Below are 23,805 nucleotides of genomic sequence, written 5' to 3'. Positions count from 1 at the left end.
GGTCGTTCCGTCTATGTTCCGATTCTGGGGTCAAGGGGCAAATGCTGACGCGCAAACAACACGAATTGCTGATGTTCATCCATGAGCGGATGAAGGAATCCGGCATTCCGCCCTCCTTTGACGAGATGAAGGACGCCCTTGATCTTGCTTCGAAATCGGGAATCCATCGGCTGATCACCGCCCTCGAAGAACGTGGTTTCATCCGGCGCCTGCCCAATCGGGCCCGTGCACTCGAAGTGGTGAAGCTGCCCGATTCGATGAACCCCTCGCTTGGCGGCCGGAAGGTGCGCTTCGAGCCCGAAGTCATCGAGGGCAATCTGGGCAAGGTCGCCTCGCCCCCCTCGCGCAGCACTGACGACTATGCTCGCCCGATTTCGATCCCGGTCATGGGCCGTATCGCCGCCGGTACGCCGATCGAGGCGATCCAGACCCACTCCCACACCATTGCCGTTCCACCTGAAATGCTCGGGCCCGGCGAGCACTACGCTCTCGAAGTGCGCGGCGATTCCATGATCGACGCCGGCATATTCGATGGAGACACCGTGCTCATCAAGAAGCAGGATGTTGCCTCGACCGGCGAGATCGTGGTTGCCCTGGTGGATGACGAGGAAGCGACCCTCAAGCGCCTCCGTCGCAAGGGCAATACGATAGCGCTCGAAGCCGCCAATCCGGCCTACGAAACCCGCATTTTCCCGCCCGACCGTGTGAAGGTCCAGGGCCGGCTCGTCGGCCTCTTGCGGAAATACTGATGTCCTCGGACCGCGCCTCACCGGAAACGGTGATGGCGCGCTATGCCGAGCTCATCAACCGGCACGACTTTTCCCTGCTCGTGCCGCTCATCGATCCCGACGCAACATTCTGGTTCAGCTCGGGCACCCACGCCGGCGTCGCCGCGGCACGCGCCGCGTTCGAAGCGACCTGGCGCAAGCTTGCCGACGAAACCTACTGGCTTGAGGATCTCAACTGGACTGCCATTGGCGACAAGGCTGCCAGTTGTACCTACACCTTCCGCTGGCGCGCCACGGTCGACGGCCAGCCCGCCCAAGGCAGCGGTCGCGGCACGACGGTCCTTGGCCGTGACCAGGACGGCTGGCGCATCCGCCACGAACACCTCAGCGCGTTCCCCAAAATCACATAGCCAAGGTAATCCCGGGGCGCGCGCTGGATCACCTATCCAGTTGTTTCCAACGCCCTATTTTCGGTGCCGCGACATGCCATCTTCCAGCGCACCACCATGTCATCCCCGCGAAAGCGGGGACCTCCGTTTTCCCTCCAGGCAAACCGGGGTTCCCGCTTTCGCGGGAATGACATTGTGGGGATCCCTCCCCTCCTGCGCCCCCTCGCCCCTTCGGGGAGAGGGCCGGGGTGAGGGGGCCCTCGCTATCGGCCAATCAGCTCGCTGCCTAGGCGTTGCGCGCCCTCGCTCCACCGTCATCGCCCGGCTCGTCCGGGCAATCCATTTCGCCCGAACACCACGTCTTCCAGCGCACCACCGCGTCATCCCCGCGAAAGCGGGGCCGCCGTTTCTCATCACTGAACACCCACCAACAGGGGTTCCCGCTTACGCGGGAATGACACCGCGGGGGTTGACAGCTCCTCCCCCAAGCCCATCCCCTCCTGCGCCCCCTCGCCCCTCCGGGGAGAGGGTTGGGGTGAGGGGCCTCTCCAAACCAAAAATATCCCGCTTATCCCCGTCCCCATTTTCCCGTGCCATCATTGCCCCGTTCCCGCCGATAACACGCGGCGCCGACGAAGCGTCGGGCGGGGAGACGGGCCGCACGGGGTCGCCTGGGCGGGGGCGTGGATGTCGACCACCGGCCGGTGCCGGTTCTGCCTTTCGGGGTCATGCCTCGACGCAGGACCCAGCACCACCCGCAAGGGGGCCGCTCAAGGCATGCGCCCAAAAAACCGGTCGTGGGAAGCGGCTTTCGCCTCTTCTATTTCTATCAATTCGGGGCGAAAGCCGCTTTTCACCGTGCCCGTAGGGCATCGCGACCGTGTCCACGCGACGCTCCCCTGGAGCCGGGCGGCGCTTCGGCATGCCCCATTGAGCGGCAAGCCCTTGGACGAGAGAGGCAATAAAAAACTCCCCCGCCATGCGGCGAGGGAGTGAGACGCAAAAAACCTTGTCAGTGGTTGTCGCGCGGAATGCCCTCGGTCTGCGCGATCCGCTGGTATTTTTCGGCCGGTTTGAGAATTGCACCGTTGCCGAGCTGGTCGACGAGGCCGCGCTGGATTTCCTGCCAGGGCGTCTGGTGCTTGGGGAATTTGTAGCCGCCATCAGCTTCAAGCGCGGCGCGACGGGTGGCGATTTCCTCATTCGAAATCAGGATATCGGCCTCGCCCTTGTTGAGGTCGATGCGCACCCGGTCCCCGGTCTTGAGGATAGCCAGATTTCCGCCCGCAGCCGCTTCCGGGGAAGCATTGAGGATGGAGGGCGAACCCGAAGTACCCGACTGGCGACCATCGCCGATACAGGCCAGCGAATGGATGCCCTTCTTGATGAGGTAATCGGGCGGACGCATGTTGACGACTTCCGCCGCACCCGGATAGCCGATCGGGCCCGCGCCACGCATGAACAGCAGCGTGTGCTCGTCGATATCGAGCGAGGGATCATCGATTCGGTGGTGATAGTCCTCCGGACCATCGAACACCACCGCCTTGCCCTCGAACATGCCCGGATGATCGGGATCGGAGAGATAGCGATCGCGGAATTCCGGTGAGATCACGCTGGTCTTCATGATGGCATTGTCGAAGAGATTGCCGCGCAGCACGAGGAAACCGGCTTCGGCCTTCAGCGGATTTTCGAAGGTCCGGATGACCTTGTCGTCCTCGATCACCGTGTTGCGGCAATTTTCGCCCATGGTCTTGCCGTTGACGGTCGGCGCGTTCTCATGAATGAGGCCGTGCTTCATCAACTCGTTGACCACCGCGGGAACGCCACCGGCGTGGTAATAATCCTCGCCCAGATATTCGCCCGCCGGCTGCATGTTCACCAGCAGCGGCACCTTGTGCCCATGCGCCTGCCATTCGTCGATATTGAGCTCGACGCCGATATGGCGGGCGATGGCATTGATATGGATCGGCGCATTGGTCGACCCGCCGATGGCGGAGTTGACCACGATGGCGTTGAGGAAGTTTTCCTTGGTCAGGATGTCGGAGGGCTTCAAATCCTCATGCACCATTTCCACGGCGCGCTTGCCGGTGCGATAGGCCATTTCCTGTCGGTCGCGATAGGGCGCCGGGATGGCCGCCGAACCGGGCAGCTGCATGCCCAGGGCTTCGGCCAGCGAGTTCATCGTCGAGGCTGTGCCCATTGTGTTGCAATAGCCGGTCGACGGGGCCGAGGAAGCCACCAGCTCGATGAATTTCGGATAGTCGATCTCGCCTGCGGCCAGCATCTGGCGGGCCTTCCAGACGATCGTGCCCGACCCCGTCCGCTCACCCTTGTGCCAGCCATTGAGCATGGGGCCCACGGAAAGCGCGATGGCCGGAATGTTGACGGTTGCTGCGCCCATCAGCATGGCGGGCGTGGTCTTGTCGCAGCCGATCGTCAGCACAACGCCGTCGAGCGGATAGCCATAGAGCACTTCGACGAGGCCGAGATAGGCCAAATTGCGGTCAAGGCCGGCCGTCGGACGCTTGCCCGTCTCCTGGATCGGATGGACCGGGAACTCGATGGCAATGCCGCCGGCCTCGCGGATGCCTTCGCGGACGCGCTCGGCCAGCACCATGTGGTGACGGTTGCAGGGGCTGAGGTCAGAGCCGGTCTGGGCGATACCGATGATCGGCTTGCCGGACTGCAGTTCCTCGCGCGACACGCCGTAATTCATGTAGCGCTCGAGATAGAGTGCGGTCATGTCCGGATTGTCTGGATTGTCGAACCACGCGCGCGAACGCAACTTGCGAGCGCGGTTGCCGCCATTCTCTGCAGTCATAGTGCTTGTTCCTTGAAGTGTCCGCCGAAGCGAACGCGGGCCTTGAGTTGCATCGTTCTATCACGCCAAACGGCGCTGTGAATGTGCAAGACGCAAAAAATCATACAATTTCGTCTCACGGAACGATATGGGAGAGACATCTGTCGGAACGCTGCAGAAATCTTACCAGGCGAGCGGACCGGGAGAGGCGTTTGAACTAGGCGGGAAGGGTGAGACCCGAATGAACTCAAATGGGGTTTCCGGGTTCGCTGAACTTGGATTAGGGTCCCGCCGAATTCAAAGGCGTGCTGGGGAGGTTCGGCAAGGTGAGTGAGTCTGTGGCCTGGATTGCCGTTGATTGGGGAACGTCCAATCTGCGGGCTTGGGGCATGAGCGAGAGCGGCGGTATCGTGTCCACCGCCAGTTCCGACCGGGGCATGGGCAAGCTCAAGCGCGAGGAATTCGCCGGCGCGCTGGGCGAGATCGTCGAGACACTGCAGGTGTCCGGACCGGTTGATGTCCTCATCTGCGGCATGGCCGGGGCCCGTCAGGGGTGGCTCGAAGCGCCCTATCTCGAAGCGCCCACCGATCTGCGCGGCCTCCACGACGGCGCCGTCCATCCCGATGCGGGCAATGACCGCTATACGGTCTCGATCCTTCCCGGCGTCTGCCAGCGCCATGGTGGCGAGAATGTCATGCGCGGAGAAGAGACCCAGCTGCTTGGCCTTGCCACGCTCATTCCCGACTATTCCGGCCTCGTCTGCCTGCCTGGAACGCACTCGAAATGGGCCCAACTGAATGGCACGCGCATTGAAGGGTTCACCACCGCAATGACGGGTGAAATCTTCGAAGTGCTCAAGACCCACTCCGTGCTCCGCCACTCCCTCACCGGGGACCTCGATGGCGGCGAACGCGATGCCGGTTTCGACGCCGGTGCGAGCGATGGTCTGGCAAGACCCGCCGATCTCCTCGGGCAGCTGTTCCGCGTGCGCGCTGCCGCGCTCCTGTCGGGGCGAGATCCGTCCTGGTGCGCCGGCTACCTCTCGGGCCTGCTCATCGGCACGGAAATCGCCGCCAATCGCGACCAGATCGGTAACACCCCTGTTCCCCTTATCGGCTCGGCGCGCCTCTGTGCGCTCTATGTCCGGGTGCTGGAAATGGCCGGCGCCTCGGGCCGCCTCGTCGATGCCACCGAGGTCGTCCTCGCCGGTCTCAAAACTGCCCGCGCCAACGCCTGAAGGATCCTGCTGTCATGTCCCATCGCCACATCATCGCCATCCTGCGCGGCATTACCCCCGACGAAGCCGTGCCCGTATGCACAGCGCTTGTTGAGGCCGGGATTACCCTCATCGAGGTTCCGCTCAATTCCCCCAACGCCACCGAGAGCATTTCCCGCGCCGCAGCGGCTTTGTCGGACAGGGCCGAGATCGGCGCCGGCACGGTGCTGACCGAGGAAGATGTGCACGCTGTGGCCCAGGCCGGGGGCACGTTCATCGTTTCGCCCGACACCAATGAACTGGTGATCTCCGAAACGGTTCGGCTGGGCCTCAAATCCTATCCGGGTGTGTTCAGCCCCACAGATGCGTTCAGGGCGATCCGGGCTGGTGCGACGGGTCTGAAATTCTTCCCGGCAGAGGTGCTGGGATCGAAGGGCATCAAGGCCATGAAGGCCGTGCTGCCGCCGGATTTGCCGCTCTATGCCGTAGGCGGAGCCAATCCCGACAATTTCGACGAGTTCTTTGGTGTCGGCTGCGCCGGCTTCGGCCTTGGAACTTATATTTATACCCCCGGCCGCAGCGCCGCCGAAGTCGGCCAGCGCGCCGCCATGGCGGTTGCCGCCTATGACAAGGGAGCCACGGCATGACCGAGACGGCACGCCTATTTATCGACAGCAAATGTTCACTCGGCGAAGGCCCGCTCTGGCATCCCGGCCGTCAGCAATTGTTCTTCTTCGACATCAACGAAGAGAGCCTGTTCGCAGCCAACACCGCTGGCGAAATCGTCGAGAGCTGGCTGTTCAATGAGAGCGTTGCGGCGGCCGGCATCGTCGATAACGACACGCTGGCCATCGTCACCGAAAACGGCCTCATCCGCTTCGATCTCACTGTTGGCGGCATCAACCGGCTCGAGGACATCGAGCGCGATATTCCCACCAATCGCGCCAATGACAGCCGCGTGCACCCCTCCGGCGCATTCTGGATCGGTACGATGGTCAAGGACGAGGGCCCCAAGGATGGGTCGGTCTATCACTATCGCGCCGGCACGCTGACGCGGATCATCGAGAACGCGGCAATCCCCAATGCCACCTGCTTTTCGCCAGACGGCCGCATCGCCTATTGGAGCGATACGCCGACACAGAAAATCATGAAATGCGCCACCGACCCGGAGACGGGTCTGCCGATCGGTGAATGGGAACTTTTCGCTGACGTATCCGGGCACCGGGGATACCCGGACGGGGCCGTCGTAGACAGCCAAGGTTATCTCTGGAACGCCCGCTGGGGCGGCAGCTGCGTCGTGCGCCATGCGCCGGACGGCTCGATCGACCGGATCATCGAGGTTCCGGTGAGCCAGGTCACCTGCCCCGCCTTCGGCGGCAAGGACCTCAAGACAATGTTCATTACCACGGCGTCCAAGGGCCTTTCGGAAGAACAGCTCGCGAAAGAAAAGCTCGCCGGCGGCGTCTTCGCCATCGAACTCGAAATCCCCGGCCTGCCCGAATCCACCGTCATCCTCTGAGCCCCGACATGACCATCAGCCCTGCCCTTGGCGTCTGCTATTATCCCGAACACTGGCCTGAAGCCTGGTGGGCTCGCGACGCCGAGCGCATGGCCGAGGTCGGCATCAAATATGTGCGCATCGGCGAATTCGCCTGGTCCCGCCTGGAGCCGAAACCGGGCAATCTGCAGCTCGACTGGATGATCCGCGCCATGGATGTGCTTGCGCAACATGGCCTAAAGGTCATTGTCGGCACCCCCACGGCCACGCCGCCGCGCTGGATGGTCGACAAGCATCCGGACATGCTGGCGGTCGATGCCCATGGCCGCCAGAAGGGATTTGGATCCCGCCGGCACTACGACTTCTCCCACCTGGGCTATCGGGAAGAATGCGCCCGCATCACAGAGATCCTTGCCGATGCCCTGAGCGATCACCCCGCGCTGGGTGGCTGGCAGACCGACAATGAATATGGCTGCCACGGCACGACATATTCCTATTCACCCGCAGCGCTGAGCGGTTTCCGCGACTGGCTCGGCAAACGTTACGGATCCGTCGAAGCGCTGAACGAGGCCTGGGGCAATGTGTTCTGGTCGATGGAATACAATTCGTTCGACCAGATCGAACTGCCGAACCTCCTCGTCTGTGAGCCCAACCCGATCCACGACCTCGACTTCCGGCGCTATTCCTCTGACCAGGTCTCGGCCTTCAACAAAGTCCAGTACGACATCCTCAAGGCCAAGCGCCCGGACCTCCCGGTCATCCACAATTTCATGAGCCGCTATAGCGAGTTCGACCATTATGATCTGGCCGAGACGCTGGATGTGGCCAGCTGGGACTCCTACCCCATAGGCCATCTGGCGGTCAGCAATGAGCCAGATGAAATCAAGCGCCAGTACATGCGCCAGGGCGACCCGGATAACGCAGCATTCCACCATGACCTCTACCGCACCGTCGGCCATGGCCGCTGGTGGATCATGGAACAGCAGCCGGGCCCGGTGAACTGGGCGCAGTTCAACCCCGATCCCCTGCCCGGCATGGCGCGTCTGTGGGCGTGGGAGGCCTTCGCCCATGGCGCCGAGGTCGTCTCCTATTTCCGCTGGCGCCAGGCGCCCTTTGCGCAGGAGCAGATGCATGCGGGCCTCCTGCGCCCGGATAGCGAACCGGCGCCTGCCTATGAGGAAGCCAGCCAGGTTGCCCGCGAACTGGCCGCCACCGGACTTGCCGGCACTTCCGGCAAAGCCCGTGTCGCCCTTGTCTTCGACTATGAGAGCGAATGGGCCTGGGACGTGCAGCCGCAGTCCAAGGGTTTCAACCACGGCGCCCATGTGCGCGAAATCTACGCAGCCTTCCGCAAGCATGGCGTCGACATCGACATCCTTTCCCCAAAGACGAAGAGCTTTGCGGGTTATGAGATCGTCGCCATTCCCGCCCTGTTCGCCTGGACCGATGAGCTGCGCGAGGCGATGGAAAGTTTCGATGGCTATCTGCTGATCGGCCCGCGCACCGGCTCCAAGACCCGGAATTTTTCCATACCCGCCCGGCTGGGCCCGGACCTGTCGCCAAATCTGCTGGATGCCCGCGTCATGCGCGTGGACAGCGTGCCGGGTCATGTGTCCGTGACCGTCAAGGGTGGCGGCTCGACCAGGCTCTGGCGCGAAAAGGTCGAAACGCGTGGCGAGATCGTCATGGAGGACAATGAGGGCGTGCCGGTGCTGATTTCGCAGGGCAAGCTCTTCTATCTCACGGCGAGCGGGGACCGTGCCCTTGTCCAGCGTGTCGCTGACTATCTCATCGCCGAAGCCGACCTTCCGGTGCTCAACCTTCCGGCCGGCGTGCGCGCTCGCAGCCGGGGCGGCTTCCGCATCTATGTCAATTATTCTGCGGGCCCGGCGCAGCTGAACCCATCTGGCGATGAAGATGGCTATGTCGTTGGCAGCGCCGAAATGCCGGCCGCGGGCGTCACTGTCGCCAGACTCGCCACGGGCGGTTGATATGCTCGATCGCCGGGCGGACGTCAAAGCGCCCGGCGGTCTCGTTCCAGGCTAACCAGTGGACGCCATGGCGTTCCAATTGCCATGGCCCGATAAGAATCCCGTCCCCTGCGCACCACGCCGGCGTGGGAATCCGGCTGATTACCAGATCGCTGCCGAAGCAATCCTCGGCAAAGGCCGCCGCATTGCGCACAATGGCAACGCGATAATCCTCGGTCCTGACAATGCAGCCAAGTCCGTCGCATGTCGCACCCGAATGGGTTTGCATTATCTCTGCCTGATAGTGACGGCTCCAGACGTCGACGGCAAAGCTGCCGGTCCTGCCGCTGGCCAGGGCCAGATGATCGCCGTCCCGAATGGCGACGGCCTGCGTGCTGTCGGCGATCAGCACATCCGGCCGCTGCGCAAACCCGAACAGAAGAACAATCGGCACCGCCACTGCCGGCGCGAGGAAGCGCCAACGCCCATCCAGGAAGGCGAACCAGGCCAAGGCCATGAGCCCTACCAGCAGCGCCGCATGGGTCAGCAGCGGGTTACCGGTAAACCCAGCGCTCCAGCCGGCCACAAGCTCCGCAACGTCGACCATGCGATCGATATTCCAGCCCATGAGTTTGAGAAAGGGACCATCTAGCCCAAACGGCATGGCGACGACGGCAAGCACGCCGAACCACATGATGAAGCTGACAAAGGGCAATGCGAGAACATTGCCGAGGACGCCAAGCGGGGCCGTCTGCTGGAAGTGGTAGGCCGAAAACAGCAGCGTCGCCAGCCCTGCAATGAAGCTTGTGGCGGCGGTGGCGAGCACGAAGCGGACGAAGCGTTCGAGCGATCCGGACCTCCCCGCGCCGCCGCGCCGCGGCAGCTCGTAGACGCCAATCAGGGCAACCACTGCAGCAAAGGACAGCTGGAAACTGGGCCGGAACACGCTGGTCGGCTCCATGAGGATAATGACCAGCGCGGCGATGGCCACATTGCGCATGGTGAGCGCCCTGCGCCCCATCAAAGCCGCGCCGAAGATAAGCGCCAGCATCAGGGTGGAGCGAAAGGCCGGCACATTGTCCGGGCCTCCCGCGAGAAGCAGATATCCAAAGGCGGCGAGAAGCCCCGCAACGGCGGCGATCTTCTTGCTGGGCCAGGCAACCAGGCTGGGCATCGACGCCAGAGCCAGCCGCACCAGCCAGAATATGCCGCCCGCGACAATGGAGAGGTGCAGGCCGGAAATGGAATAGACATGGGCAAGGCCGGACGCGGCCATGACGTCGCGGATACCATCGGTGATGGAACTCTGGTCGCCCACCATCATGGCTTTGCCGATGGCCGCGCTCGCCGGGTCCAGAGCGAGATCAACACGGCCGCCAATATGGTTCCGCAAGGCCTGCACGCGGCGGTTGAAGTCGTTCTCATCTCCCCGAGAGATCACTTCGAGGCCACTGGTGACGCCGCCGAACGCGCCTATGCCGGAGAAATAGGCGTGGAACTGGCCATCGTGCGTGCCCGGCAGGATCGGGCCAGGCACTGGCGCCAGCCGCAGATTGGCGCGAATATGATCGCCGGGCTCGAGGACTGGCTCAAGCGGCACGAGGAGACGCGCTCGCCGGATCGGGACGGGCCTCGCACCCTCCAGCGGCTCGATATCGGAAACGACGATCCGGCGCCCGGCCTCATCGGCCGATAACACCTCATCGATCAGCACCGCATAGCTCCCGTAAGTGGGAAACTTCAGCATCACCGTACCAGAGGCCAAAGCGTGGAGAGGCAAGAGACAAAAGCCGACCCAGAGACCCGCGAGTTGGATGGCGAGGCGAAGCCCGTCGAGCGACTGCCGGACCATTGCCTGAAGCACCAGGGCGGATACGAAAATTGTTCCGACAGCGAAGACAGTCACGCTGGGTTCATCGGGAAGTGCTGCGTAAAGTGTCAGGCCCAAGACGAGGCCGAAGGGCAGCAGGACAAATAACCGGCGTTGACGACACGCTTCGGAAAGCCCTTTCCGTAACGAAAAGGCTACACGAACAACGACTGAATGGTCGGCGTCCTGCACGGGCCAGAGCACTGCTGGCGCTGCAATCGCGCCGCTCCGGTGTTGTCCTGCCGTCCCCTGCCCAGACACGCCGCGCACCCCCGCCCTTGCGCTCAAGCCCGCCTATGCTACACACGGCCTCAAATTGATCAAATCCTTCCGGTTATCATGTCCCAGGTTGTCACTCGCTTCGCCCCTTCCCCCACCGGGTATCTGCACATTGGCGGCGCCCGCACGGCGCTGTTCAATTGGGCTTTCGCTCGGAACCAGGGCGGCAAGATGCTGTTGCGCATCGAGGACACCGACCGCGAACGCTCGACAGAAGCTGCCGTGGTGGCGCTTATCGACGGGTTGAAGTGGCTCGGTCTAGACTGGGAGGGCGAGCCGATCAGCCAGTTCGAGCGTGCGCCACGCCATGCGGAGGTCGCCCACGAGCTGGTGAAGATGGGGCATGCCTATTATTGTTATTGCTCGCCCGAAGAACTCGACAAGATGCGCGAAGATGCGCGCGCCGCCGGCAAGCCGCCGCGCTACAACGGTTTCTGGCGCGATCGTGACCCGTCCGAGGCCCCCGAGGGCGTCAAGCCGGTGGTCCGCATCAAGGCTCCGCTGAGCGGTGAGATCGTCGTGCACGACCACGTGCAGGGCGAAGTCGTGTTCAAGACCGAGAACCTCGATGACTTCATCATCCTGCGGTCCGACGGCACCCCGACCTATATGCATGCCGTGGTGGTCGACGACCATGACATGGGCGTCACCCACATCATCCGCGGCGACGATCACCTGACCAATGCCGCCCGTCAGATCATCATCTACAACGCCATGGGCTGGACCGTTCCGGAGATGTCGCACATCCCGCTGATCCATGGACCGGATGGCGCAAAGCTCTCCAAGCGTCATGGTGCGCTGGGCGTCGAGGCCTATCGCCAGATGGGCTACCTGCCCGCGGCGCTGCGCAACTATCTGGCCCGCCTCGGCTGGAGCCATGGTGACGACGAAATCTTCTCGACCGAGCAAATGGTGGGATGGTTCTCGCTGGAGGCGCTCAACAAGGGCGCCGCCCGCTTTGACTTCGTCAAGCTCGAGAACATCAACGGCCACTATATTCGCGAGTCTCAGCCTGCCGACCTCTATGACATCATGCTGGCGACTGCCCAGGAAGTCGGTCGCGATACCGACTTCGCCGGCCTCGATGCGAACAAGGAGACGGTGCTGGCCGCCATACCGGAATTGCAGCCGCGCGCAAAGACGGTCCTGGAGCTCATCGATCTCGCCCAGTTCATCTATGCGACCCGCCCAATCGCACCGGACGCTGCGGCTGCGGCCCTGCTCACGCCCGACGCGCGTGGCGTGCTTTCGAGTATTGCCGAAACGTTAGGGGGGCTTAACGAATGGTCAGTACCCGCTATCGACGCAGCCATGCGCAGGCTGGCTGAGGAGAAGGGTTTGAAGTTGGGTAAACTGGCCCAGCCCCTGCGTGCAGCCCTTACGGGCCGTACTGTTTCGCCGGGTATATTCGAAGTTATGGTGCTGATCGGCCGCGACGAATCCATGGCCCGTCTGAACGACCAGATCACCGCATAACCGGGCACGGCAGGGGGCAAGGCGAGCCTACCTATCGGTTGCCTGCACAGGGGGAAAGCTGATACCTCTGCGCCAGCAATTGGCACCGTATCAGGTGCCTGCCCTGCCCCATCCTAAAACTGTTTTTCCGGGGCCGCGGCATAGCGAGGAGAGCTCAATGACCGAAAAAGTCGCCAAACTCGTCATCGGAGATGAAAGCTACGAATTCCCGATACTGAGTGGATCGGTGGGGCCGGATGTCGTCGATATCCGGTCGCTCTACGCCAAGACGGGCATGTTCACCTACGACCCGGGCTTCACCTCTACCGCGGCCTGCGACAGCGCCATCACCTATATCGACGGCGACAAGGGCGAACTGCTCTACCGCGGTTATCCCATCGAACAATTGGCCGACAAATCCAACTATCTCGAAGTCTGCTATTTGCTCCTTTACGGTGAGCTCCCGAGCAAGACCCAGTTTGCCGAATTCGAAGAGCTAGTGACGCGCCACACCATGGTGCATGAGCAGATGCACTATTTCTATCGCGGCTTCCGTCGCGACGCGCATCCGATGGCCATCATGACCGGCGTCGTCGGCGCCATGGCTGCCTTCTACCATGACTCGACGGACATCAACGATCCGCAGCAGCGCGAGATCGCTTCCATCCGCATGATCGCCAAGATCCCGACGCTTGCGGCAATGGCCTACAAATATTCGGTTGGCCAACCATTCGTTTATCCGCGCAACGATCTCGGCTATGCGGCGAACTTCCTGCACATGTGCTTCTCGGTCCCGGCTGAAGAGTACAAGGTGGATCCCAAGATCGCCCGCGCCATGGATCTTATCTTCACCCTGCACGCCGACCATGAGCAGAACGCGTCGACCTCGACCGTGCGCTTGTCGGGCTCGTCCGATGCCAACCCCTTCGCCTGTATCGCGGCCGGCGTGGCCTGCCTCTGGGGCCCCGCCCATGGCGGCGCCAACGAAGCCTGCCTCAATATGCTGCGCGAAATCGGCACCGTTGACCGGATCCCCGAGTTCATCGCACGCGCCAAGGACAAGAACGACCCGTTCCGCCTGATGGGCTTCGGTCACCGCGTCTACAAGAATTTCGACCCGCGCGCGACGGTCATGCAGAAGACGGCCAAGGAAGTTCTGGCCATCCTCGGCGTCGAGAACAACCCGACCCTGCAGGTTGCCCAGGAACTAGAGCGCATTGCGCTGGAAGACCCCTACTTCATCGACCGCAAGCTCTATCCGAACGTCGATTTCTATTCCGGCGTGATCCTGGATGCCATCGGCTTCCCGACGTCCATGTTCACGGTGCTCTTCGCCGTTGCCCGTACCGTTGGCTGGATCAGCCAGTGGAAGGAAATGATCGGCGATCCGCAAAAGAAAATCGGCCGCCCGCGCCAGCTCTACAACGGCGCAGGCGAACGCGACTATAGCCCGATCAGCAGCCGCTGATCCGGTCGAAAGAATTGGCCCCGCTTTCGAGCGGGGCCTTTTTATTTGTTCGGATAGTAGCGCAGGATGCGCTCGGCAGGGTCGACGCGCGGTTCCCCCTCCGCGCCGTTTTCCATGAGGTCGCGGATCCGCGAAAAACCAGCGAGCTGCGCCGCCACGACATCGGGCGCATCGAGGAGGCTCTTCACCTCGGCCACCAGTGCTGCAGGATCGGGCTCCAGCTGCAGCACTTCGGAGACGAGGTCCCTGTCGAGTATGGCATTGGGCAGCGAGGCGTATTTCACCTTGTATCGTACCCAGCGCTTGGCCTGCCCCTTGTCGGCGACATAAGTTGTGACCATCGGAACGCCGGCCAGCGCGAGCTCCAGCGTCACCGTTCCGGTAACAGCGACTGCACCAATCGAGGCCGCCAGTGCCTCTCCCCTTCGCTCGTCGCCGGTGATGACCTCAACCGGCACCGGCCAGGTGCTGGTCTCTCGCTCAACCCGGCCCTTGAGACGGCGCGGTGTGGGGAGGACGAAACCGGTAACGCGCGGATGACCGACAAGCGCTGTCGCCACGTCGCGCATCAGCGGCAGGTGGCGGCGCAATTCCCCTTCACGGCTCCCCGGCAACAGCATCAACGGGCCGGTATCAGGCACTTCAGCGCGCTGGGTAAAAGCGTCCGTCGCGGGATGCCCAATATAGCTTGTTTCCGGCCCGCCGGCGCCTCGCATGAAAGCTGGCTCAAACGGCAGAACGGCGAGGATTTCACGGAATTTCGGTGAGAGCGCCTTGGCCCGTTCAGGTTTCCAGGCCCAGACAGCCGGCGCGACGCAGAGCACGACCGGAATTTCAGACGCGCGCTTGTGGACCTGCTTGGCCACGATGGCATTGAAAACCTGAGAGTCCACGAGGACCGCAACATCCGGTTTTGCCGCGATGATGGCCCGTGCCACCTGCCGTGCCCGCCACAACAGCTTCGGTAGACGTGGCAGGACATCTGCCCACCCCATGACCGAGAGCTCATTCATGTCGAAAAATGACTTCAGGCCCAGGGCAGCGAGCGCATCGCCCCCTACCCCGGCAAACTGAAGCGGAACGCGCGCCTGCAATCGCGACACAAGATCTGCGGCAATCCGGTCGCCGGATGGCTCGCCAGCCAGGATGAACAGGCGGAGCGGCTTTTCGGCCTGCCCGGTCACGTCCTAACTGTCGTCCTGGGCGTTGAGCGGCAGGCACAACTGGCGTCCCTTGGACGCCTCGATGAAACTGACGACGTTCTCGACCAGCGGTTCACCCTTATGGGTGAGTGCGGCCTGCTCGACGCGTGCACGCAAAGTCCCGTCGCCGAGGAAAATCTCGCGATAGGCGGCCCGAAGGGAGTTGATCGCCTCCGGCCCAAAGCCGCGACGCTTGAGACCGACGAGGTTAAGCCGGAGATGGGCCCGGTTGCCGACTGCCAATCCATAGGGAATGACGTCGGCGTCGATCATGCTGTGCGCGCCAATGAAGGCGTATGAACCAATGCGCACGAACTGACGCACGGCGCACATGCCGCCGAAACCGACATAGTCGCCGATGATCGAATGGCCGGCGATGCCGACGTAATTGGCGAGGATGACGTTGTTGCCGACCTGGCAATCATGCGCCACATGCGAACACGCCATCAGCAGGCAGTCATTGCCGATCTTTGTCAGCATGCCGCCGCCTTCGGTGCCCGGATTGATCGTCACGGACTCCCGGATGGTGCAGCGCTCGCCGATTTCAATCCGCGATTCCTCGCCGTGATATTTCAGATCCTGCGGCTGGTGGCCGATGGACGCGAAGGGAAATATCCGCGTCCCGGCACCGATCGTGGTCCGGCCGGTGACCACAGCATGTGACACCAGCTCCACATTGTCGCCGAGGGTTACATTGGCCCCAACCATGCTGAACGGGCCGATGCGCACGCCTGCCCCCAGGCGTGCACCGCTCTCGACGATGGCCGTCGGGTGAATCTGAGCGTCAGTCAACGCCGGCCTCAGAAATCATTGCGGTGATCTCTGCCTCCGCAACGATGACGCCGTTGACCTTGGCTTCCGCCCGATAGCGACCGACATTGCGACGACGCTGGATCTTGGAAACATGATATTCAAGTGTATCGCCAGGGCCGGCCGGACGCCGGAACCGCGCCTTGTCCACGCCGAGCAGCATCACGATGCTCTTCTTGTCGTCACGCGAATCGTGACGGATCGCGATGGCTCCGCAGACCTGCGCCATGCCTTCGATGATGAGGACGCCGGGGAAGATAGGCGTACCCGGAAAATGGCCCTGGAAAGCAGGCTCGTTGACCGTGACGTTCTTGATGCCGATCGCCGAATCGTCGCCGTCGATCTCGATAATCCGGTCAATCATGAGCATCGGATATCGGTGCGGCAGCGTGCTGAGGATGTCCGTGATGCTCATCGCATCCAATTCGGTGGCCTCGTTTACGGTGTCGGTCATACCCGCTTGTCCCCTTTAGACAATTTCCTCATGGCGGCCATTTCCCGCCAGAAGTCTCTTATATCTTGCGCCGGCGCTCCGGCAAGCTTCGAGCCTGCCGGCCAGTCCTTGGTCACGGCAGCCCTGCCGTGGACAACCGAGCCAGCGCCGATCCGCAAATGTCCCGATGTGCCGACCCCGCCGCCCATGAGGACGCCATCCTCGACTATGGTGGAGCCTGACAGCCCGCTCATGGCAGCGATAAGGCAATTCCGCCCAATCCGGCAATTGTGGCCGATCTGCACAAGATTATCGATCTTGGTGCCATCACCAATGACCGTGTCCCCCAGCGCTCCGCGGTCGATCGTGCTGTTCGCGCCGATCTCGACGCGATCCTGGACGATAACCCGGCCCAATTGCGGGATCTTCTTGTTCCCGGACCCATGGTCCAGCCAGCCAAAGCCTTCCGTACCAACCCGGACGCCCGAATGAAGCACAACGTCGTTGCCGATATGAGCGCAATCGATCGTGCAATTGCTGGCAATGGTGCAGTTTCGACCAATCGTGACGCCAGGCCCGATTACACTATTGGCCCCGATGACAGTACCACGCCCGATCTCGACACCAGCGCCGACGACGACATTGGAGCCGATCGTCACGTCACGCTCGAACACTGGCGCGCCCAAATCGTCCCGGTGCCCCAGAATCACTGCGCGCGTACTCGAGGGATAAAGGCGCTCGAGAATGTCGGCAAAAAGATTGTGAGTCTTGGCAGTGACAATAGCCAGCGTGCCTGCCGGCACATCGTCAACGAGGCCAGGGCTGATCAGGGCCAGCCCGGCCTGACTGCGGCGCAAATCTGCCGCATAGCTCGGGTGCGCCGCGAGGACCAAATCCCCCGGCCCGGCAAGATCCAGTTCATTCACGCCGGTTACGACCCGATCCGGGTCGGCCAGATTTGCGACGAGATCCTGGCGACCAAGTTCGGCCAGCAATGCCCCGATCGTAATGGAGCCTGCAAATCGATGAAAACGCGTGTCAACCATGACGTCACTTCAAAAGAAAGAGCCGCGGCGCTACCGCCCCGCGGCTCAATGAATTCTTCCAGAACGTCTCGACTACAGAAGGGTCGAAAGTGTGACCTGGAAGACCTGGGTACGGTCGGCAGTCGACTTGTTCAGCACGTGGGCGAAATCGCCACGCAGCGGACCAAACGGCGAATCCCAGATCAGCGAAGCGCCGATCGAAGTACGCCACGGCGAATCCTGGCTGGCAGCATCGACCGGGACGGCACCGATATTGGGCAGACCGTCGATCCAGGCCGCGTCAGCCCACACAGCACCGCTCAAACCGTAGCTTTCGGGCAGAGCCGGGATCGGGAACTCGATCTCGGCAGATACGCCAGCATACATGGTGGCGCCAAGATACTCGCCGCTCGTCAGGCGCGGACCGATGCCACGTCCCTGGAAGCCACGGATCAGGTTCGGACCCGGCATGAAGGCCTCGACCGAGTGCACGCCGCTATTGTCGAGGCTGTTGATGACGCCAGCCTGGCCACGAACGCTGGCAACAATGCCTGTGTCCTGCATGACCGGGATGAAGTAGCGGCCGCGAGCCTCAGACTTCAGCAGATTATGATCCCAGCCGATATATTGCTGGGTGAAGGTGGCGTAGAGCCCCTCGGTGGGCTTCTTGGTGTCGTCGAGCCCATTCCAGGTCAACGAATACCCAACGAAGGCCTTGTTGAATTCCTGGTTGTGAGTGACCAGCGACGACTGGAACTGCGGATTATCCTTCTCGTCCGAAATCACCCGACGCTCGTAACCGCCAAACAGCGAGGCCGTGAGAGCACTGGTAACCGGCACGCCGAAGCGCAGCTGGCCGCCGGTGATCTGCGAACCATAGAACGTCGTGGTCGTCTCGTCGTAGATGCGGTGATAAGCATCGACGCCGGCGGCAACCTTGAGGCCCATGAACCGCGGCTCGGTGAACGAGAAGTCGAAGGTCCGACCGGCCTGCGTGGCGCCAACGGCCGCACGAAGGTACTGACCACGACCGAGGAAGTTGCGTTCGGTCAGCGAGATTTCGCCGAGAATGCCGTCCGTGGTCGAGTAACCGGCGGTCGCGCCGTACTCACCAGTCGAGGTCTCCGTCACATTGACGTTCAGCACCACCTTGTCCGGCGCGGAGCCAGGACCGGTGGAAACTTCAACGTTCGAGAAGAAACCAAGAGATTCGATATTGTTGCGGCCGCGAATGACCATGGAGCGATTGAAGGGGTCGCCTTCACCAAACTCCAGCTCGCGACGGATAACGAAGTCGCGTGTCTTGGTATTGCCGGTGATGTTGATGCGCTCGACATAGATGCGCGCGCCCTCATCCACCAGATAGGTGATATTGAAGGTATTGGTCGCGATATCACGATCGAGACGTGCACGAACGTCTGCGAAGGAATAACCCTGCGCGGTCGCTTCGTATGCCATCTCCTCGATCGACTTCTGCAAGTCGGTAATCGAGTACTGCCCACCCTTGCCGGTGCGCACGGTGCCGCGCAGCGCGTCAGTGTTCAGACCATTGATGCTGGTCTCGATACCGACATTGCCGAACTGATAGCGCTGGCCTTCGTTGATCGTGAAATTGATGAAGTAGGCATTCTTGGCCGCGTCGTATTCGGCAACCGAATTGACCTGCGCATCGGGATAACCACGATTTGCGTAGTACAGGCGAATGCGCTCGCGATCGACGGCCAGCTTCTGCTCGTCATAGGTGTCATCACGCAGGAGCCAGCTCAGAAGGCCGGTCTCCTTGGTGAGCATGGCGCCCTTGAGATTTCCGCCGCCGATAGCGTTGTTGCCAGTGAAGTTGATCGCAGCGATACCCGCGCGCTCACCCTCGTTGATCTGGAACAGCACGCGGACGCGACCATCGTTGGTCGGCTCAGTGCGAGCCGTCACGCCGACGCCAAGGAACCCATCGCGATCGTAAGCCTGACGGATGCTTTCGATATCGGAGGCCAGTCGCTGCTGGGTGTAAATACCGGATGCAGACACATCCACCATTGCCAGGAGCTGAGAGTCGGAGAAACGCCGGTTGCCCTCGAAGAGGACGGAACCAACCAACTGTTCCTGAGCCTGCGCGGCGACAACGCCCAGCACCGGAAGTCCGGCACCAATCATAGGGCTTGCCCCCATGATTGCGATCGCGGAAACCGCGCCACGCATAAGCTTGGTGGGGTTAATCATATTGTTATTGCCTTCTGCGACCGGCCCGGAGAATCGACATACGCACGCTCCCCCAAGCTAACTCCATTGACCTGTTTTACTGTTTTTTTAACCACGGACAAGCCGGAAGCCGTGACGAGGTTAGCAATTCATTGGCGCGCTGGCATTCGTGCAACACCTTGCCAACCAAGGTTAACCAAGGGTTAGCGCAGAATCCCGAAATGGTGGAAGACTGTGTCATTGAACAGAGTGAACACCATCAGACAAAGCACCAGAGCGAATCCGAAGCGAAAACCCATCTCCTGCACTCGCATGCTGAGGGGGCGTCCGCGGACGGCCTCGATGAGATAATACATGAGATGGCCGCCGTCGAGCATCGGAATAGGCAAAAGGTTGAATATCCCAATATTGAGCGACAGCAGGGCCATAAGGTTGATGAGCGCAATGATGCCGAGCGTCGCCACTTCGCCCGAGACCTTGGCTACCTTTACAGGACCGCTCAGCTGCTCGACGTCCCCCCGACCGACAAAGAAATCGCCGAGGAACTGGCCGGTTCGCTGCACGATGAAACGGATTTCCTCTATCGTCATGCCGACCGCTTCCACCGGCCCGGGGCGATAGAGCGTCAAATCGGTCTCGGCGATGTTCCGGCTCACCCCGATGCGCCCAACGCGCTGTGAATTGCCGAAGCGATCCTCGACCTCGACGGCCTCGGGCGTGATCGTGAAGCTTTCGACGGCCCCGTCACGCTCCAATTCGATAAGCACCGGTCGTGCGGGACTGGTGGCGACATAGCGCTGGAAATCCTCGAACCCACGAACGACATAGCCATCTACGGCAATGATCTCGTCCCCGGGAAGAAAGCCGGCGGCCTCCGCAACCGATTGCGGGAGAACCTCACCGATGACGGCGGGAACGGTGTAGCGCCCATAGCCGAGCAACAGGGCATAGAGGATCAGGAACGTCAGGATGATGTTGGCGACAGGCCCTGCAATCACGATCGAAATGCGCTGCCAGACGGACTTGTTGACGAACAGATGTGGCGCCAGCGCAGGATCCTGCAGCATCGGCGATTCCGTGTCAGGCACGCTCGCAGGGTTCATGTCTCCGACAAAACGCACATAGCCGCCGAGCGGAATGGCCGAAATCCGCCAGCGTGTTCCTTGCTTGTCGTTCCAGCCGAAAATCTCGCGACCGAACCCGATGGAAAAGGTGTGAATGGCGACGCCATTCCATCGTGCGACCAGGTAGTGCCCCATTTCATGCACGAAGACGATGACGGTGAGGACCGCCAGAAACGGCACAACATAGGACAGAAGCCACATCACGAAATCGAACATTGCAGTTCCAGTTTTCGCGGAAAGCCCGCGGAGGACGTCACCAGTACAATAGCCCTTCGGCGACCGAACCGAACCCGCCATGCAGCGTGCCGACGACGAAAATTAAGATGATACCGAATGTGAGACTGTCGAGGCGATCCATCAAGCCTCCATGGCCAGGGATGAGGTCACCACTGTCCTTGATCCGGAAGTGACGCTTCACCGCGCTTTCCGACAGATCACCCAATTGACCCAGAATGCTGATCGCGATGGACAGCAGCAAGCCGATCCACCACGGCGAATCCGTTAGCAAGGTCCACACCAGGAGCCCTGCTCCCGTTCCCAAGGCGAGCCCGCCAAGCGCGCCGGACCATGTCTTGGAAGGTGAAATCCCCGGAGCCAGCTTCTCTCCGCCGATCTGCCGGCCGGTGAAAAACGCCGCGGAGTCGGTCATCCATACGACGGTGCCGAGATAGACGCCGGCCAGGACCCCCGCCATCGTATCCCCACGCATACTCACGGCCCCGGCAATCAGTACACCGAACAGGATTAGGCCTCCGGCGCGCCAGACGAATTGCTCTCGGCCCATGCCCAATGCGATCGCACAGGCGATGCAGACCAGCACCACGGAGCCAAGAAAGCCGACGAGCGGATAAACGAGCCCTGAAAGCGCGATCAGCCCGATCAGCACCATGCCTGCGGGCGTGAGGGGCGCACGGGAGACCATGCCCTCCCATTCCCTGTAAGCCCCGGCATAGACAGCGCCGACAATGCCCGAGAAAAAATAGCTGCCGAGGTAGAGCGCCGTTGCGGTCAAGGCTATGAGCACTGCCGCGGAAGCGAGCCGGGGTCCGATATCGGCCCAGTTACGGCGCTTGGTCGACGCTTCGGAAGGTGCCTTGCCCTGGTCGCTCAATGCGCTGCAGCTCCAATTCCGCCAAACCGCCTGTCTCGAAGAGAGTATTCTTCAAGCACGCGAAGGAAACAGGCCTCGTCGAAATCAGGCCAGTTTTCGGGAATGAAAACGAATTCTGAGTAGGCCGCCTGCCACAAAAGGAAATTGGAGAGGCGCTGCTCCCCGCTGGTGCGGATGATGAGGTCCGGATCAGGAATGCCGGCGGTGTAAAGCGCACTCTCTACCATGTCGGCATTGATGTGCTCCGGACTAAGCTCGCCATCAGCAACGCGGCGCGCCAATGTCTTGATGGCATCGACGATCTCGGTCTTGCCCCCATAATTGAAGGCGACCACCAGCACGAGGCCGGTATTGTGTGCCGTCTGCGCCTCCACATCGTCGATAAGACGAATGAGAGAGGCATCAAGCCCGTTTCGCGAGCCGACGATGCGAACCCTGACATTGTTGCGGATAAGCCGCTGAAGGTCAGACGCCACAAACCGGCGCAACAGGTTGAAAATGAAAGACACTTCTTCGGGCGGGCGGGCCCAGTTTTCCGACGAGAAACTGAATACCGTCAGATACCCGACGCGATAGGTGATGCACAGCTCAACCAGATTGCGGAGCGCCTTCACCCCTTCAACGTGACCCTCAGTCCGGCGCTTTCCGCGAGCCTGAGCCCAGCGGCCATTGCCGTCCATGATCACACCCAGGTGAGCCGGAATGCGCAAGCCTGGGCCGGAGCCCAGGCTGAATTTGACGGCAGGATCGCTACCCATCGACGCCCCTCCTGGCGCAGGAATTACAGGTCTTAGACCTGCATGATTTCCTGTTCCTTGGCGGCAACGATGCTGTCGATTTCGGTAACAGCTGCATCTGTGGCTTTCTGCACGAGTTCGGACTGCTTCTTGGCATCGTCCTGGCTCATGTCGCCATCCTTTTCGGACTTTTTAAGAGCATCCATGCCATCGCGGCGAATATGACGCACGGCAACGCGGGCTGCCTCTGCATAGGTGTGGGCGACCTTGGCCAGTTCCTTGCGGCGCTGCTCGTTGAGCTCCGGGAGCGGCACGCGAATGACCTGCCCCTCACCCATTGGATTGAGACCCAACCCACTGTCGCGGATCGCCTTCTCCACGGCGTTGGCCATGCCGCGATCCCACACCTGCACGGAGAGCATGCGCGGCTCGGGGACGGTCACGGTTGCGACCTGATTGAGCGGCATGCGCGAACCATAGGCATCGACGGTGACAGGCTCGAGCAGGCTGGCGCTGGCACGACCCGTCCTGAGGCCGGACAATTCATCCTTGAGCGACGAGATCGATTTTTGCATTCGATTCTTGAGATCGCTGAGATCGTAGGCCATGGCCTCTATCCTTCTGGTCCGTTTGCAGCGCCAGTCTAGGGCGCAGCATGTCCTTTTTCAAATTGGCGCCGCAGTGGGCACCGCGATAGTGCGGGCCTAGAGCGGATCCCCCACGCGGGTAAACCGTCCATCTCCCTCCAGGAGCCCTGAAAGTCCAGCCGCGTCATCCAGTGCGTATACGATTATCGGCATGCGGCTGTCGCGGGCAAGCGCGAATGCGGCCGTATCCATGACCTTGAGATTTTGGCTGATCACATCGTCATAGCTAATTTGAGCGTAGCGCTGCGCATTCGGGTTCTTTATCGGGTCCTCGGAGTACACACCATCAACCTTGGTACCCTTTAGCACTACATCGCATTCAAGCTCTATCGCGCGCAATGTGGCAGCCGTGTCGGTGGTGAAAAACGGATTTCCTGTACCACCACCCAGGACGACGACGAACCCCTCTTCAAGGGCCTGCTTTGCGTCGCGCGCGGTGTATGTATCGGCAACCGAGGGCATGGTCGCGGCACTGAAGGGCTTGGACTTCACGCCCTGCCGCGTAATCGCATTGGAGAGCGCCAGCGCGTTGATCATTGTGCCAAGCATGCCCATCAGGTCCGCGGTGACACGATCCGTGCCATCCGCTGCGCCAGCCATGCCGCGGAAGATATTGCCGCCGCCGACCACGATGGCCACTTGCGTTCCGGAGCGCGCGACATCGGCAATCTGTTTGGCAACGGCTTGCAGGAAGGGCGGCTCGATACCGAAGGAATTGTCTCCCGCCAGCGCCTCGCCCGAAACCTTGAGCAGAATGCGCTTATAAGCCGATACCATCGGAAGACCTCATGATTATTTGCATGCAGGCCCCTGTCCTGGCATGACCGGGTAGACCCTATGGCAAAA

Annotated in this window: 20 protein-coding genes; 8 read left to right on the top strand and 12 right to left on the bottom strand. The window is 61.6% G+C overall.

What is annotated here, in order from left to right:
* The first annotated feature begins 41 nt into the window (after positions 1 to 41).
* Both lexA and N0P34_RS10420 read left to right on the top strand, forming a co-directional pair.
* Positions 42 to 749: a transcriptional repressor LexA gene (gene lexA / locus N0P34_RS10425; protein WP_275603184.1), complete on the top strand. Its 708-nt coding sequence runs from the start codon at positions 42 to 44 to the stop codon at positions 747 to 749.
* Positions 749 to 1,138, top strand: coding sequence for a nuclear transport factor 2 family protein (locus N0P34_RS10420; RefSeq protein ID WP_275603183.1), 390 nt, complete (start codon positions 749 to 751; stop codon positions 1,136 to 1,138). The genes lexA and N0P34_RS10420 overlap by 1 nt, the downstream gene beginning before the upstream one ends.
* Before the next feature lie 991 nt (positions 1,139 to 2,129).
* On the opposite strand, the gene N0P34_RS10415 is transcribed toward N0P34_RS10420, so the two are convergent.
* The gene (locus N0P34_RS10415) at positions 2,130 to 3,938 is read right to left on the bottom strand and encodes an IlvD/Edd family dehydratase (RefSeq protein ID WP_275603182.1); all 1,809 of its coding nucleotides are present in this window, start codon (positions 3,936 to 3,938) and stop codon (positions 2,130 to 2,132) included.
* Between the two features lie 305 nt (positions 3,939 to 4,243).
* On the opposite strand from N0P34_RS10415, the gene N0P34_RS10410 reads away from it, so the two are divergent.
* From N0P34_RS10410 to N0P34_RS10395, 4 genes are read left to right on the top strand one after another with little or no spacing between them, the layout of a single operon-like run.
* Positions 4,244 to 5,155, top strand: a complete 912-nt coding sequence (locus tag N0P34_RS10410; protein ID WP_275603181.1) for a 2-dehydro-3-deoxygalactonokinase — start codon at positions 4,244 to 4,246, stop codon at positions 5,153 to 5,155.
* A gap of 14 nt (positions 5,156 to 5,169) precedes the next feature.
* The gene (locus N0P34_RS10405) at positions 5,170 to 5,781 is read left to right on the top strand and encodes a 2-dehydro-3-deoxy-6-phosphogalactonate aldolase (protein ID WP_275603180.1); all 612 of its coding nucleotides are present in this window, start codon (positions 5,170 to 5,172) and stop codon (positions 5,779 to 5,781) included.
* Positions 5,778 to 6,653 (top strand): SMP-30/gluconolactonase/LRE family protein, encoded by an 876-nt coding sequence (locus N0P34_RS10400; RefSeq protein ID WP_275603179.1) that lies wholly within the window; start codon positions 5,778 to 5,780, stop codon positions 6,651 to 6,653. Before N0P34_RS10405 ends, N0P34_RS10400 begins: the two co-directional genes overlap by 4 nt.
* An 8-nt stretch (positions 6,654 to 6,661) precedes the next feature.
* On the top strand, positions 6,662 to 8,623 hold the full coding sequence (locus N0P34_RS10395) for a beta-galactosidase (protein WP_275603178.1): 1,962 nt from the start codon (positions 6,662 to 6,664) through the stop codon (positions 8,621 to 8,623).
* Here N0P34_RS10395 and N0P34_RS10390 read toward each other — a convergent pair.
* Positions 8,592 to 10,508, bottom strand: a complete 1,917-nt coding sequence (locus N0P34_RS10390) for a ComEC/Rec2 family competence protein (protein ID WP_275603177.1) — start codon at positions 10,506 to 10,508, stop codon at positions 8,592 to 8,594. The genes N0P34_RS10395 and N0P34_RS10390 overlap by 32 nt on opposite strands.
* Positions 10,509 to 10,808: 300 nt before the next feature.
* Between N0P34_RS10390 and gltX the strand changes: the two genes are divergently transcribed.
* Positions 10,809 to 12,227 (top strand): glutamate--tRNA ligase, encoded by a 1,419-nt coding sequence (gltX, locus tag N0P34_RS10385; RefSeq protein WP_275606957.1) that lies wholly within the window; start codon positions 10,809 to 10,811, stop codon positions 12,225 to 12,227.
* Between the two features lie 157 nt (positions 12,228 to 12,384).
* Positions 12,385 to 13,674 carry a citrate synthase gene (gene gltA, locus N0P34_RS10380; protein ID WP_275603176.1) on the top strand — a complete coding sequence of 430 codons (1,290 nt, stop codon included), beginning with the start codon at positions 12,385 to 12,387 and terminating at the stop codon, positions 13,672 to 13,674.
* A gap of 41 nt (positions 13,675 to 13,715) precedes the next feature.
* On the opposite strand, the gene N0P34_RS10375 is transcribed toward gltA, so the two are convergent.
* The 10 genes from N0P34_RS10375 to pyrH form a co-directional block, all read right to left on the bottom strand.
* Positions 13,716 to 14,858, bottom strand: a complete 1,143-nt coding sequence (locus N0P34_RS10375) for a lipid-A-disaccharide synthase (RefSeq protein WP_275603175.1) — start codon at positions 14,856 to 14,858, stop codon at positions 13,716 to 13,718.
* Positions 14,859 to 14,861: 3 nt separating this feature from the next.
* A complete protein-coding gene (gene lpxA, locus N0P34_RS10370) occupies positions 14,862 to 15,668 on the bottom strand; it encodes an acyl-ACP--UDP-N-acetylglucosamine O-acyltransferase (RefSeq protein ID WP_275603174.1) in 807 nt (268 codons plus the stop codon).
* Complete coding sequence (gene fabZ / locus N0P34_RS10365; RefSeq protein WP_275603173.1) at positions 15,661 to 16,140, bottom strand: 3-hydroxyacyl-ACP dehydratase FabZ; 480 nt, start codon at positions 16,138 to 16,140, stop codon at positions 15,661 to 15,663. Before fabZ ends, lpxA begins: the two co-directional genes overlap by 8 nt.
* Positions 16,137 to 17,165 (bottom strand): UDP-3-O-(3-hydroxymyristoyl)glucosamine N-acyltransferase, encoded by a 1,029-nt coding sequence (lpxD, locus tag N0P34_RS10360; RefSeq protein WP_275603172.1) that lies wholly within the window; start codon positions 17,163 to 17,165, stop codon positions 16,137 to 16,139. Before lpxD ends, fabZ begins: the two co-directional genes overlap by 4 nt.
* A 72-nt stretch (positions 17,166 to 17,237) precedes the next feature.
* A complete protein-coding gene (gene bamA, locus N0P34_RS10355) occupies positions 17,238 to 19,361 on the bottom strand; it encodes an outer membrane protein assembly factor BamA (protein WP_275603171.1) in 2,124 nt (707 codons plus the stop codon).
* A gap of 182 nt (positions 19,362 to 19,543) precedes the next feature.
* A complete protein-coding gene (gene rseP, locus N0P34_RS10350) occupies positions 19,544 to 20,680 on the bottom strand; it encodes an RIP metalloprotease RseP (protein WP_275603170.1) in 1,137 nt (378 codons plus the stop codon).
* 37 nt (positions 20,681 to 20,717) lie between these two features.
* Positions 20,718 to 21,575, bottom strand: coding sequence for a phosphatidate cytidylyltransferase (locus tag N0P34_RS10345; RefSeq protein ID WP_275603169.1), 858 nt, complete (start codon positions 21,573 to 21,575; stop codon positions 20,718 to 20,720).
* Positions 21,572 to 22,333 carry an isoprenyl transferase gene (locus N0P34_RS10340; protein WP_275603168.1) on the bottom strand — a complete coding sequence of 254 codons (762 nt, stop codon included), beginning with the start codon at positions 22,331 to 22,333 and terminating at the stop codon, positions 21,572 to 21,574. The genes N0P34_RS10345 and N0P34_RS10340 overlap by 4 nt, the downstream gene beginning before the upstream one ends.
* 32 nt (positions 22,334 to 22,365) lie before the next feature.
* On the bottom strand, positions 22,366 to 22,920 hold the full coding sequence (gene frr / locus N0P34_RS10335; RefSeq protein WP_275603167.1) for a ribosome recycling factor: 555 nt from the start codon (positions 22,918 to 22,920) through the stop codon (positions 22,366 to 22,368).
* A gap of 96 nt (positions 22,921 to 23,016) precedes the next feature.
* Positions 23,017 to 23,736 carry a UMP kinase gene (gene pyrH, locus N0P34_RS10330; RefSeq protein ID WP_275603166.1) on the bottom strand — a complete coding sequence of 240 codons (720 nt, stop codon included), beginning with the start codon at positions 23,734 to 23,736 and terminating at the stop codon, positions 23,017 to 23,019.
* Between the last annotated feature and the right edge of the window lie 69 nt (positions 23,737 to 23,805).

The organism is Devosia sp. FJ2-5-3 (genome assembly GCF_029201545.1).
Taxonomy (GTDB): Bacteria; Pseudomonadota; Alphaproteobacteria; order Rhizobiales; family Devosiaceae; genus Devosia.
The sequence above is the reverse complement of the archived record's forward strand: the minus strand, read 5'-3'. Positions and strand labels throughout refer to the sequence as shown.